We start from the raw sequence: 12,870 nt of genomic DNA on the forward strand, positions 1-12,870 counted from the left end.
ATAATTATCTATATTATACCAAAAAGCAGTCAACCTAATAAAAAGTGCTACTAATTATCAAGAAAAAGATGATAATCAAGTAGCACTTTAATTTTATTGTTGTTCCAAATCATCTAGCATATAAATCATTTCATCATCGCCAGGCTCTAATTTTACATATTGCTTTAATAAATCAATAGTTTTTTCAACTTGTCCATTTTCACGCAAAAATAGGATATATTGTTTCAAAAAATCTGGATTATTTTTTGAATCAGGATATGCTTTTTCATAATAGACTTGTGCGTTTTTAATTTGATCTAAATGGTCATAAGCAATCGCAAGATCCCAATAAATTTGCGGATCAACGTCATGTTCTTGTAAATATGGTTTTAAAAAGTCAATATCCTCTTGATATTTACCATCTTTAAGGTAAACGTCTGAAAGTTTAATAATAACCGCCATATTTTGTGGATTAGCCCGATTACCTTTTTGTAAGTAATCAGTCACTAGTTCTGATTTACCTAATTTTGCTGCTGTATCAGCCGCTTTTAAGTATAAGGCAACATTATACTCATCCACACTTATACCCTCTTGATACGTCCTTAGTGCTTCTTCAGGCTTGCCATCTTTTAAAAAGGCTTCTCCTAAATAAACATAGAGAGTAGCATACTGCGGATCTGAATCACGCAGCATTTCAAACATTTCAATTGCCTTTTTATAATTTCCTAATTGTAAATAAGTAAATCCAGTTTCAAACTGTACAGACGGCGTCATATCAATTGGTTTAATTTGTTCTAAATAACCAATTGCTTGTTCGAACTTGCCAGCATGAGCATAACAAACTCCTAATCGTTCAACTAAGTTAACATTTGAAATGCTTAATTCCCCTTGCTTTATCAAATTAAGATAAATTGGGATTGATTGATTATATTTTCCCGTTGAATAATATAATTCAGCCAATGCAAATTTAATTACATTCTCATCAGGAGCAAGTTTTTCTGCTTCTAGTAATTTATGTTCACTAACTACAAATAAATCCTGTGTTTGATATAAATCAGCTTCTACTAAAAGGGCATTAATGTAATAAGGAGAACCTGGTTTAATCTCATTTAAACAATTTAAAGCTTCATCAGTTTCATCTTTCGAAATTAAAATATCTGCAATATAAGTTCTAATCTCATCTTCATCAGGATATTTTGCCAATAATTGTTTGTATATTTTCAAAGCATCATCTGAAAATCCCAAAGAATATAATTCTTCTGCCAGGGAAAAAAGCATTTCATCACTATCAGATTTTAAGGCTTCTTTAAAATTTTTTTTAAACTCTTCTAAATCATTTTTTTGTAATTCATCTAACGCTTTTTCTGAATAACTCATATTATCTCCTCTAACAAAAAAGTCAGTCCGCACATGCGAACCGACTAAATATCAAATAAATAATTATTTGACAGCTTCTTTCAATGCTTTACCAGGTTTAAAGGCAGGTACCTTACTTGCTGGAATTTCAATTTCTTTTCCAGTTTGTGGGTTACGACCTTTACGTGCGGCACGTTCACGAACTTCAAAACTACCGAAACCAATTAATTGAACACGTTCACCTTTAGCAAGTTGATCTTGGATGGCATCAAAAACTGCATCTAATGCAGCAGTTGCATCCTTTTTAGTTAAACCAGTTGATTTAGCAACGTCATCTACTAATTCTGCTTTGTTGGCCATGAGTGATTCACCTCCTGAAAGATGTTTAAAAAACACCGACTTCTAAGCTCCTACAAGTCTTATGTAGCGGAACTAGATGAAATAATGCAAACATCATTTCGTATTTAAAGATAGCACATGAAAACTGCGATTGCAACGCAATTATAACTAATTTTACTTTAATTCCAATTATAAATTACTATTTTCTACTTCGAGCGATAATATGAATTGGTGTTCCTTTAAAATCAAAGTTTTTTCTAATTTGATTTTCCAAATAACGTTTATAAGAAAAATGTAGTAATTCGGGATCATTAACAAACAGCACAATCGTTGGCGGAGCAGTAGCAACCTGAGTTGCATAATAAATTCGTAATTTCCTAGTTTTAATGGTAGGAGTTGGAGTAATAGCAACTGCATCCATAATAACTTCATTTAATGTTGATGAACTAATTCGCTTATTATGATTGTCATCAACCTTTTCAATTAAATTTGGTAATCGTTCTAATCTTTGTTTGGTTTTTGCAGAAACAAAGATAATTGGTGCATAAGCTAAATATTGAAATTCGCTGCGAATATCAGCTTCAAATTGCTGTTGAGTATGATTATCTTTTTTTAAAGTATCCCATTTGTTTACAACAATGATAACACCCTTACCAGCCTCATGAGCATATCCAGCAACTCGTTTATCTTGTTCACGAATTCCTTCCTCAGCGTTTAAAACAACAAGTACTACATTACTATCATCAATTGCTTTCATAGCCCGCATAACACTGTATTTTTCAGTTTTTTCATAAACTTTGCCACGTTTTCGGATTCCGGCAGTATCAACAATTGTAAATTCTTGCCCATCGTGTACAAACTTGGTATCAATTGCATCTCTAGTTGTTCCAGCTACATCAGAAACAATCACTCGACTATCTCCTAAAATAGCATTAACTAATGATGATTTACCTACATTTGGTCTTCCGATTAAACTAAACCGAATACTATCATCCGGTTGATTTTCCGGAACTTCTGGGAAATTTTTAATAACTTCATCTAATAAATCACCAAGTCCTAAGCCATGAGCTCCAGAAATTGGATATGGATCACCAAAACCCAGTGCATAAAAATCATAAATATCAGCACGACTTTCAAAATTGTCGATTTTATTAACTGCTAAAACAACCGGTTTGTCAGATTTATATAAAATTTGGGCAACTCGTTCATCGGCATCAGTAATTCCTTGTTTTCCATTAACCATGAAAATAATTACATCAGCTTCATCAATTGCAATTTCTGCCTGTGCTGTAATTTGTTTTATAAACGGTTCATTTGAAACTTCAATTCCACCAGTATCAATCAAATTAAAGTTATGTCCTAACCACTCTCCATGTGCATAAATTCGATCTCGTGTAACTCCAGGAGTATCTTCAACAATTGAAATTCTTTCTCCCGCAACCCGGTTAAAAATCGTAGACTTACCTACATTTGGTCTTCCGACAATTGCCACAGTTGGTTGTGCCATAATTTCACCCCTTCTCTAAAAAATAAAAAAGCCTCCATAAAAATGAAGGATTTTTTATTAAAAACTATTCTTCTGAATCGTCATCAATGGCTTTCCCTAAAATATCGCCCAATGTAAATCCATTTTCTTCTTCTGGAGCACCAGAAGTTGTATTATCATCTACATTCTTTTTAGGAGCCTTCTTTTCATTGTTATCTTCTTCTGGTTTTTCTTCTAATGCCTTGATTGATAAAGCTAAACGATGATCATCTGGATCAATAGAAAGAACTTTTACGTTAATCTTTTCACCAGATTTAAGTACATCACTTGGTTTGTCAATATGCTTATGAGAAATTTGAGAAATATGAACTAATCCCTCTACACCAGGTAACACTTCCACAAAAGCACCAAAGTCTACAAGTCTCTTAACAGTACCTTCAAGTACGCTACCAACAGCTGCTTTATCTTCAATATCGTCCCATGGACCAGGTTGTAATTGCTTAATTGAAAGTGAAATACGGTTACGTTCTGGTTCTACAGAAAGGACTTTAACGTTAACCTTTTCACCTACTTTTAATACATCAGAAGCTTTACTTACATGATCATAAGAAATTTCTGAGATATGAACCAATCCATCAATTCCACCAAGATCAATGAAAGCACCAAAGTTAGTTAAACGAGCAACAGTTCCTTCAACCACATCGCCTGGTTTAATGCTATTCATAATTTTTTCTCTTGCTTCTTTACGATCTTTTTCAGCAATTGCACGATGGGAAAGAATTAAGCGGTTTTCTTCAGGAACAACTTCAATAATCTTAACTTCTAATTCTTCACCCTTGCATTGGTTCAAGTCACTTACAAAGTGATCAGTAATCATTGAAGCAGGAATAAATCCACGAACACCATCAGCATTAACAACTAATCCACCCTTTACAGGACGAGTTACCTTAACGTTAATATTTTCGCCTTTTTCTGCTTTTTCTTTAATTTCATCCCAAATTTTAAGGGCTTCAAGACGACGAATAGAAAGAAGATAACTACCATTTTCTTTATCGTCACCAATCTTAGAAATAACAACAACTTTAACTTGATCGCCGACTTTATAGCCATCAGTTGGGTTGTCTTCTAATGATGCAGAAATTTCTTTACGGGGAATTACACCTTCGACACCAGCGTTATCAATTCCCACCATTAATTGTTGGTCATTATCAACGGCTAAAATTTCACCATTAACCACGTCACCAACGTTCACTTGCTTTATATTGTCAAGTGCGTCTAATAATTGTTTGTTTTCATCTTCACTCATCAAACATTTCCTCCTTGATACTACTCTACCTTTATTTTATCTTAAATAGATTTAGAATACCAGTAAAATAATATTTAAGTTTTAATTATTTTTAATTTCTACTATTTTTTTAGAGATTAAATTAGAAATTTCATCAACAACTTGATCAATTGTCATCGAGGTTGTATCAATCTCGATGGCGTCCTTAGCCTTTTTTAAAGGAGAAATTTTACGATGAGAGTCTTTATAATCTCTTGTCTCAATTTCTCGCTTTAAATCTGTTAAAGTAACGTTTATTCCATTTTTTTTGTTTTCCAGATAACGTCGTTCTGCTCTTTCAGTCACACTAGCAATTAAGAATATTTTCACTTCAGCGTTTGGTAAAACAGTAGTCCCAATATCTCTACCATCCATAACTACCCCACCATCAGCAGCTATTTGTTGTTGACGTTTAACTAATTCTTTGCGAATTGCTGGTAATGCTGCAACTGTTGAAACATTATTTGTAACATTTTCTGACCTTATTTGGTTGGTAACCTCATGTCCATCTACATATACATGCTGTACTGGATTCCCTGGTTTGAACTCAATATTAATTTTTTTTAATAAATCTAAAATTTTAATTTCATCATCTAATTTTAAATGTTCTTCAATTGCCTTTAAAGTAACAACTCGATACATTGCACCAGTATCAACATATATGTAATTAAAACGTTTAGCAACAACCTTTGCAACGGTACTTTTCCCGGCCGACGCAGGTCCATCAATTGCAACTTGAAGTCCTTTTTTATGCATTTATATCAATCCCTATTTTTATTTAACTCTTAATTTTTGCCCTGGTTTAATGACACTTTGATCATTTAATCCATTAAGATTTTGTAATTGTGATACAGAAATCCCAGCATTTTTAGCAATTCGATAAACTCCCTGATTGTTACTTGCTACAACGTAATTGGAAGAGTCATCAGAACCATTTGAAGATTGATAACTTTGTTGGTTACTATTACCAGAATTGGTTTGATTATTAGTTTGCTTTTGTGATTGATTATACGAGCTATTGTTGTTTGCGGATTTCGATGTTTGTTGGCTGGATTGATTGGCAGCTGTTCCAGTGTTATGTAAACCAGCATCAGTCGAAGAAGAGGTGGAGTTAGTACTTGGAGAAGGAGTTGCTGTTTCTTTAGAAGTATTTGATGGCGATGGAGTATAACTACTAGTAGAAGTTTTAGTTGTCTGAGTTGTATTGTCATCATTGGTGGTATTTTCAGAATCTTTCTTTTTATCAGATTTTACTTTGGTTTCTTTATTTTTGTTCTTTTTATCACTTTTTTGGTCTTTTTTATGATTTTTATCAACTTTTTTATGAGTAGTTACCTTAGATTGTTGTACTGTGCTTTGCTTGGACATTCCAAATGCCAAAGCAAAAATAGCAATCAAAACAATAATTGAAATTAAAACAGCAACAATCACTTTGAAATTACTTTGACTTTTACGTAGTTCCGTCCGAGATAAATTACCACTTTCATCGCGATCATCAGAAAAAGATTGGTTCCATGGCTTATTTTTTTTATTTTCACTATCACTATTATTATTCAAATCAAAACCTCCAAAATAGTATTTATTTTATTATATCATTTTAAATGATTTCTATAGCAAATCATTAATAATCTGCTGCCAATTACTTTTATCATTAGTTGAAACTTTAATATTAAGTTTCTGCTCAAATAATGAAAAATCAATATTATTTTCTATTCCAAAATCACAACAAATTTCATCATGAGAATCAAACTCTTCATCAAAATTAGCTAATAATACTTTTCTTCTACATCCACTACATTGAATGTAATCTAGCATTTTAAATAATTCCTTTTCTTTTTGAGAAAATTCATCTTGAAAGACTTTTTGAATTTGTTCAACACTAAAATCATGTTTAAAATAAAAATCCAATAAATTTTTTTTGGACTCCTCGATTCTTGAATATTCTTTTTGTAAATAAAAATCAATTTCCATTTTAGTTGGAAGTGAATGTTCAATTAAATTTGCAGCAATCTGTTCATCACCTTCTGCATATAATAAAATTGCTAAACTCTGTTTTCCATCACGACCAGCACGACCTATTTCTTGGACATAACTTTCTAAATCCTGTGGCATATGATAATGAATTACAAATCTAACATCTGATTTATCAATTCCCATTCCAAATGCATTAGTAGCACAAATAATTTGTAAATCATTATCCATAAATTGATGTTGAATTTTAAAACGATCTGCGCTGCTTAAGTCTGAATGATAAGCGGCTGTTGTTAATCCAGTTTTTTGCTGAATCATGTCAGCCATTACATTAGCCATTTTTTTACTAGAAAAATAGATGATTCCATTACCCTTAAGCTTTTTCAAAATATCCAAAAGATAGCTTTGCTTTTCTAATTCATTTAGAGATTTGTGGACACCTAAATAGATATTAGGCCGATCAACGCTTTTTATGATTTTTTGAAAATTTTTTAATTGTAGTTTTTTAATTATATCATTTTGCACTTTTTGTGACGCAGTTGCTGTCAACATTAAAACTTGAGGGTTATTAAGCGTTGCTAAAACGTGCCCTAATTCTAAATAATCGGGACGAAAATCAACTCCCCATTTTGAAATACAATGAGCTTCATCAACGACAAATAACCCAAGGGATAATTGTTTCATTTTTTGTAACACTTGTTGATTGGTAATCATTTCTGGGGAAATAAAAATATATCGATATTGATTTAAGTGTTTTAAAGCAAATTGTTTTTGTTCCCAATCCTGATTAGAATTCAATGCAACAACTTTTTTTTCACCTAAAAAATTCATTCGATTAACTTGATCACTCATTAATGAAAGTAATGGAGAAACAATCACAATAGGCTTATTAACTAAATAGCCAAATAGCTGATAAATTAAAGTTTTCCCAGATCCTGTTGGTAAAACAGCTAAAACATTATTGCCAGTTAATAGTTCATTAATCGTATCGATTTGTCCTGATCTTAATTTAGAAAAGCCAAATTTTTCTTTTAATAATCCTTTAATTTTCGTCAATTTCAATTTCACCGTTTGCATTTACTAGATTTCTTTTAGTTAACAATATCTCTATTAATCTAAATTTAAAAAAAGAAAGCTTCTGCTTAATATTTTCAGTTAAATTTTCATAATTCCATGTATCAATTCTTTTGCCTAACTCACTAACAATCAATTCCTTATCTTGATTTGTAATAAAATCAGCATAAGGAAATTTATCAATCGGCCAGCAAATTGCAATTTCTAATAAATGTTCGTAAATCGTAGAAGGTTTAATATTTCGTTTTTCAATAATTGTGTTTATATTATGTGTATTTTCATATAATTTAAATGTTTTTAACGCACTTTGATTAAGTAATGATTTATTTAATCCATTTAAAAGTGGTTTGAAAATTGAATCTGAATTCCTTTCGACGTACTTGGTAAACAAACAAAACAATGTTAAATCAACAAAATAAACTGCAAACAAATCTAAATTTAATTTTTGTGAAATTTGTTCCATAGTATTTCCATTATTATGGTAACCAACTAATTCCGACGCAAATAACAAAGCAGTTTTATTATCTAATTCAGATAAAAAATTAATTAATTCGCTTTTAACTTTTTGTTCTAAATCAGTTTTCTTTAATGATTTAAAATAGTTTTTAACAAACCTTTTATCATTTTGATTTATATCTAAAGCATAATATTGATTTTCTCCATGAGAATATTCAGAAACAACTTGGATAAAAAGCATAAATCGCTGTTTAAAATGGATAATATCAATATTTTGAAATTGTTTTGACCACTTGTAATCTGGCAGAATTGTTCTTAATTGATCTTTTTTTTTCTGTCCTTTATTTGTGATTATAAAGGAATTATTAGGAACTGCTTTTATTAAATCTTGATCTAAAAGTTCATCATAGCTAAGGTTATATATTCCAAAATAACGACCCACACCAAAATAACCTAATAAATCATAACGTAATGACCAATAAAGAGTTGCAACAGTTTTTTTTCCATTTAATAAGTTCTCTAATAATCTTTTCCTACGTACTTGTTGTTCATCCAATAAAAATAACGCCAATTTATTTTTAAAATCCATTATTTTTATACCATTAAAAACCTTTATTCAAATTTTCTTATCTATTTTTAACTAGTTCAAATAAATCACGAACTTCACGTTTTTTCAAAGGACGCCATTGTCCTGGTTCAAGATTTTCAACTTCAATACCTGCAAAATTAATTCTTTTAAGTTTTTCAACTGGATGTCCTATTGCATTAAGCATTTTTTTTACTTCGTGATTTTTACCTTCATGAAGGGTTAATTCAATTAATCCACTTTGATCATTATCACCAACTTTTTTAAGTAATTTAACATCTGCTGGTGCACTCTTAATATTTTTTTCTAGCTTGACACCTTTTCGAAGTCTATCTAAATCCTTTTCGTCAGGAATACCATCTACCTTGGCAATATACGTTTTTTTAATCTCATGTTTTGGATGAGTTAACAAATAATCTAAATTGCCATCGTTAGTTAATAATAATACCCCACTAGTATCATAATCTAATCTTCCAACTGGATAAATCCGCTCAGGAACTTTATGTTTAAAGTAATCCAGAACTGTTTTTCGATCTTTTTCATCTTTTACTGAGGTAATAATTCCTTTAGGTTTGTTCAAAACAAAATAAACCGGTGATTCTCTCTTAATCGGTACACGGTCTACTTCAATTCGATCACTATTATTAACTTTAACTCCTAAAGTTGTAACCACTGACCCATTAACTCTAACATGTCCCGTTTCAATTAAAGTTTCACAAGCCCGCCTAGAAGCTATTCCAGCATGAGCCATAACCTTTTGCAATCGATCATTCATTACCATGGTCCTCCACTAATTTTATTATTTATCAAACATTTCATTATTATTTTCCGAAACAATTTCATCATCTTCAGGTAAAATTGGCAACTCTGAAATGTTTTTTAACCCAAAGGCTTTTAGAAACAAATCAGTTGTAGCGTATAAACTAGGGTTCCCAGGATCATCAGTTTTTCCCTTAATCTTAATCAAGCCAAAATTCAGTAAATTCCGTAGTGAAACAGAACTATTAATTCCACGCACCTCATCAACTTCAATTCTGGTGACTGGTTGCTTATAAGCAACAATTGTCAAGGTTTCTAATGCTGATTGGGTTAATAATGAATCATTGGACTTAGTATATTTCTGAATCAAAGTATCAAATTCTGTTTTGGCCATCATCTGTACTATGTCACCATTTTGAGAGATACAAAGAGCAGAATCAGATTTTTCATAATTCAAGGTTAAATTTACAATGTTTTCTCGAATTGCAGCGCTTGATGCATTAGTTAATTCTTTCAATTTTTTGATTGTAATTCCTTGATCCCCAGAAATATAAATCAATGCTTCAATTTTATTCCTTAAAGTCATTTATTAACACCTTTAATCGTAATATCAGAATCATCATTCTGTTGAAATACTTTTACAATTTTATGTTTAACCATTGTCAATAATGCTAAAAAATCAGTGATTAATTCTTCAATGGGACTATCTATTGTAAATAAATGAGAAAATTTTAGTTCGTTATTGGAACTAGTACGAAGATATTTTTCAATTATTTTAGTCTGAGTATTGATATCATAATTCCATTCATTGATTCGCTCAATTGGAAGATCTAAGTTGTTTTGTTGTCTTTGTTTAATTTTATTCCAAGCATTTTTTAAGATACCAATTTGAAATTCATCAGTTTCGATGGAAATATTTTTATTATTTATAAGCAAGTTTCTTGAATGCATTTTATTGCGATTCTTTTCTCGTTGCTTTAATTCAAAGGCTGCCTGCTTGTATTTCTTATATTCAACTAATTGAGTTACTAGCTCTTCTCTAGGATCTTCTTCGTAATCATCATCTATTTCTTCTGCTAACAACATTTGTGACTTTATTCGCATTAAATTAGCAGCCAACACAAAAAATTCTCCAGCAATTTCAATTCGCATTCTTTTCATTTTATTTAAATAGTTAACATATTGATCAGTAATATCTTTGATATCAATATCATAAATATCCATTTTTGATTGTTTAATCAAGTGCAATAATAATTCCAATGGTCCATCAAAATCATGTAAATGGATATTTAAATTATCTTCGTTCATTATTACGCTCCCATTTAGTAATGAAATCCTGAGTTTCTAATGTCCCCATAATCATTTCTCCAGGATACATTTTTTGGATACCATCTAGAACGCGAAAAACATTAAAAACCGTATTGGAGTCTGGTGTCAAAATGATATGTCTTATTACCACACATGATTTATATTTTTCTATTCCAATAACTCCCGACCAATTATTAAACTGATCTTTCCATAAATAGACATTCCGATTATCTGAGTCATTATACCAATTAAGTTCTTGTTTTAAATATTTCACGTTATTATTTCGTTTTGAAAGCGATAAAATCCCTAAAACAATTTTTTCGTTATCTTTTTGATATTTATAAAGCATAAATCCTCCTAGAAAAATCTTATTAAGCACGGGGATGGTATTTATTATATTCTCTAGTTAAATGCTCATGAGAAACATGCGTATAAATCTGGGTCGTAGAAATATCTGAGTGACCTAAAAGTTCTTGAACAGTTCTTAAGTCAGCTCCATTTTCTAATAAATGGGTTGCAAAAGTATGTCTTAAAGTGTGTGGGGTAACATTTTTTTTAATCTCAGCTAAAGAAACATAATGTTTGATTTTTTCCCAAACACTTTGACGACTTAGCTGACTGCCATGAGCGTTCAAAAAGATATACGGAGATTTTCTTTGTTTTAATAGTAATGATCGAATTTGATTCAGATATTTTTCAAGCCAACCAATTGCTATTTCATCAATTGGCACAATTCGTTCTTTATCTCCTTTACCAATTGTTTGAATAAGATTCATTTCCAAATGTAAATCTTGAAGTTTTAAATTAATTAATTCCGAAACCCGTAGACCAGTAGCATATAATATTTCTAAAATTGCTCGATCTCGTATTCCATATTTATTATTCACATTAGGCATTTCCATTAAAAGATTAACTTCTTTTTGAGTCAATACTGCTGGTAAATGTGACCCTTTTTTGGGTGTATCAATTTGATTCATTGGATTTTCAGTTATTAGTTTAAATCTCATTAAATATTGATAAAATTTTCGTAGTGATGACACAGAATGAATAATTGAATTTCGAGCTTTCCCACTTTGCTTTTTAAATTCTAAGTAACTTAAAATTTCATATTGGTCAACTGCAGCAAAAGAGTTAATGTGTGCTTTTTTTAAATAATTTTCAAAATCATTTAAATCTTGCCGATAACTTTTAATCGAATTATCAGATAGTCCCCGTTCAACTAATAAATAGTGTAAATAGTCTTGAATTTGATTTTGCATTTCATCACCAATTATTTAATTAATTTGATACCATCTGTTTCTTTCTCAACTAATCCATTTTTCAATAATTTTCCTAATGCACGTTTAAATTGTCCCTTACTAATACCAAAATAATTCTTAATTTCTTCTGGATCACTTTTATCGTTGTATGGCAAAAAGTTATTAGGCTTCATCGGCAAAATCCGTTTAATCATTTCAGCATCTTCACCAATTGATTCATAAGAACGAGGACGAAGCGATAAATAAAGTGTCTTATTAGGACGAAGTCCAATAATCCTAGCATTAACTTCTTCACCTAAACGTGGTTCTTGTTCTTCTTCAGATTTATCAATAAATCCTAAATTATAATGATCAGTTAAAACCTGAGTTCCCATTTTTTTAGTGTTAATTACTCGAGCTTTAACATCATGATTTTTTAATTTTGGGTCATCAACTGGTTGTGAAATTGCTTTAAAAATTTCATTATCAGCTAATTCACCCCATAACCGTCCTTTATTATCCTTTTTAATAGCAATTAATAATTTATCTCCAACATCAGGCCATAAAGATTTCATATCAGGTAAATCATCCATTGAAACTGCAATATCTTTGTTTTTTAATCCAATATCAACAAAAATACCCAGACCAAATTTTGTTCCAACTACCTTCCCCCAACCGTAACTATCAATTCCGACTTCTGGGATATCACGAGTAATTTGCATTTCGTGTTTTTCATTTTCATAAGCAAAACCTTTGAAATTACTACCTAACTTAAGTGGTTTTTTTATTTCTTTTTTATTTAATGAATAAGTAATTCCATCTTTTTGTATAAAATATTCTTTGTCATTTTCATCTGTTACTTTACCAGTAATGATTGTTCCGTCATCTGTATTCATTTTCAGTCTCCAATTATTTATTACTTGTTATCCTTATTATAACAAAACAAAAAGACATTCGAATAAAATCGAATGTCTTTTTAAAATAATTAAATTAT

At 30.6% G+C, this 12,870-nt stretch carries 14 protein-coding genes; all 14 read right to left on the bottom strand.

Features of this window, described 5'->3' with window-relative positions; genetic code table 11:
- Window positions 1–93: 93 nt before the first annotated feature.
- Entirely contained in the window at window positions 94–1,356 is a 1,263-nt protein-coding gene (locus BHU33_RS02010; RefSeq protein WP_054646162.1) for a tetratricopeptide repeat protein, read from the bottom strand.
- Between the two features lie 63 nt (window positions 1,357–1,419).
- The gene (locus BHU33_RS02015; protein ID WP_054646161.1) at window positions 1,420–1,695 is read right to left on the bottom strand and encodes an HU family DNA-binding protein; all 276 of its coding nucleotides are present in this window, start codon (window positions 1,693–1,695) and stop codon (window positions 1,420–1,422) included.
- 178 nt (window positions 1,696–1,873) lie between these two features.
- On the bottom strand, window positions 1,874–3,181 hold the full coding sequence (gene der, locus BHU33_RS02020) for a ribosome biogenesis GTPase Der (RefSeq protein ID WP_054646160.1): 1,308 nt from the start codon (window positions 3,179–3,181) through the stop codon (window positions 1,874–1,876).
- A gap of 64 nt (window positions 3,182–3,245) precedes the next feature.
- Window positions 3,246–4,466 (bottom strand): 30S ribosomal protein S1, encoded by a 1,221-nt coding sequence (rpsA, locus tag BHU33_RS02025; protein ID WP_054646159.1) that lies wholly within the window; start codon window positions 4,464–4,466, stop codon window positions 3,246–3,248.
- Between the two features lie 81 nt (window positions 4,467–4,547).
- The gene (gene cmk, locus BHU33_RS02030; RefSeq protein ID WP_056997603.1) at window positions 4,548–5,240 is read right to left on the bottom strand and encodes a (d)CMP kinase; all 693 of its coding nucleotides are present in this window, start codon (window positions 5,238–5,240) and stop codon (window positions 4,548–4,550) included.
- An 18-nt stretch (window positions 5,241–5,258) separates the two neighbouring features.
- On the bottom strand, window positions 5,259–6,041 hold the full coding sequence (locus BHU33_RS02035) for a LysM peptidoglycan-binding domain-containing protein (RefSeq protein ID WP_054646158.1): 783 nt from the start codon (window positions 6,039–6,041) through the stop codon (window positions 5,259–5,261).
- 51 nt (window positions 6,042–6,092) lie between these two features.
- Window positions 6,093–7,511 carry a RecQ family ATP-dependent DNA helicase gene (locus tag BHU33_RS02040; RefSeq protein ID WP_225354769.1) on the bottom strand — a complete coding sequence of 473 codons (1,419 nt, stop codon included), beginning with the start codon at window positions 7,509–7,511 and terminating at the stop codon, window positions 6,093–6,095.
- Entirely contained in the window at window positions 7,498–8,574 is a 1,077-nt protein-coding gene (locus BHU33_RS02045; RefSeq protein ID WP_054646157.1) for a helix-turn-helix domain-containing protein, read from the bottom strand. Before BHU33_RS02045 ends, BHU33_RS02040 begins: the two co-directional genes overlap by 14 nt.
- Window positions 8,575–8,611: 37 nt before the next feature.
- The gene (locus BHU33_RS02050; RefSeq protein ID WP_054646156.1) at window positions 8,612–9,346 is read right to left on the bottom strand and encodes a pseudouridine synthase; all 735 of its coding nucleotides are present in this window, start codon (window positions 9,344–9,346) and stop codon (window positions 8,612–8,614) included.
- Between the two features lie 24 nt (window positions 9,347–9,370).
- The gene (gene scpB, locus BHU33_RS02055; RefSeq protein ID WP_054646155.1) at window positions 9,371–9,916 is read right to left on the bottom strand and encodes an SMC-Scp complex subunit ScpB; all 546 of its coding nucleotides are present in this window, start codon (window positions 9,914–9,916) and stop codon (window positions 9,371–9,373) included.
- On the bottom strand, window positions 9,913–10,638 hold the full coding sequence (locus tag BHU33_RS02060) for a segregation and condensation protein A (RefSeq protein ID WP_054646154.1): 726 nt from the start codon (window positions 10,636–10,638) through the stop codon (window positions 9,913–9,915). The genes scpB and BHU33_RS02060 overlap by 4 nt, the downstream gene beginning before the upstream one ends.
- A complete protein-coding gene (locus tag BHU33_RS02065) occupies window positions 10,625–10,987 on the bottom strand; it encodes a hypothetical protein (RefSeq protein WP_054646153.1) in 363 nt (120 codons plus the stop codon). Before BHU33_RS02065 ends, BHU33_RS02060 begins: the two co-directional genes overlap by 14 nt.
- A gap of 22 nt (window positions 10,988–11,009) precedes the next feature.
- Window positions 11,010–11,897: a site-specific tyrosine recombinase XerD gene (gene xerD, locus BHU33_RS02070; protein WP_054646152.1), complete on the bottom strand. Its 888-nt coding sequence runs from the start codon at window positions 11,895–11,897 to the stop codon at window positions 11,010–11,012.
- An 11-nt stretch (window positions 11,898–11,908) separates the two neighbouring features.
- Window positions 11,909–12,772, bottom strand: a complete 864-nt coding sequence (locus tag BHU33_RS02075) for a CvfB family protein (protein ID WP_054646151.1) — start codon at window positions 12,770–12,772, stop codon at window positions 11,909–11,911.
- Between the last annotated feature and the right edge of the window lie 98 nt (window positions 12,773–12,870).

This window comes from Fructilactobacillus lindneri DSM 20690 = JCM 11027 (assembly GCF_002907375.1).
Taxonomy (GTDB): Bacteria; Bacillota; Bacilli; order Lactobacillales; family Lactobacillaceae; genus Fructilactobacillus; species Fructilactobacillus lindneri.

Coding starts and splice junctions, on each gene's coding strand:
- BHU33_RS02060 (WP_054646154.1), bottom strand. CDS start 10,638: ATGAACGAAGATAATTTAAATATCCATTTACATGATTTTGATGGACCA.
- BHU33_RS02045 (WP_054646157.1), bottom strand. CDS start 8,574: ATGGATTTTAAAAATAAATTGGCGTTATTTTTATTGGATGAACAACAA.
- BHU33_RS02015 (WP_054646161.1), bottom strand. CDS start 1,695: ATGGCCAACAAAGCAGAATTAGTAGATGACGTTGCTAAATCAACTGGT.
- scpB (WP_054646155.1), bottom strand. CDS start 9,916: ATGACTTTAAGGAATAAAATTGAAGCATTGATTTATATTTCTGGGGAT.
- BHU33_RS02065 (WP_054646153.1), bottom strand. CDS start 10,987: ATGCTTTATAAATATCAAAAAGATAACGAAAAAATTGTTTTAGGGATT.
- BHU33_RS02075 (WP_054646151.1), bottom strand. CDS start 12,772: ATGAATACAGATGACGGAACAATCATTACTGGTAAAGTAACAGATGAA.
- BHU33_RS02050 (WP_054646156.1), bottom strand. CDS start 9,346: ATGAATGATCGATTGCAAAAGGTTATGGCTCATGCTGGAATAGCTTCT.
- rpsA (WP_054646159.1), bottom strand. CDS start 4,466: ATGAGTGAAGATGAAAACAAACAATTATTAGACGCACTTGACAATATA.
- cmk (WP_056997603.1), bottom strand. CDS start 5,240: ATGCATAAAAAAGGACTTCAAGTTGCAATTGATGGACCTGCGTCGGCC.
- BHU33_RS02010 (WP_054646162.1), bottom strand. CDS start 1,356: ATGAGTTATTCAGAAAAAGCGTTAGATGAATTACAAAAAAATGATTTA.
- der (WP_054646160.1), bottom strand. CDS start 3,181: ATGGCACAACCAACTGTGGCAATTGTCGGAAGACCAAATGTAGGTAAG.
- xerD (WP_054646152.1), bottom strand. CDS start 11,897: ATGCAAAATCAAATTCAAGACTATTTACACTATTTATTAGTTGAACGG.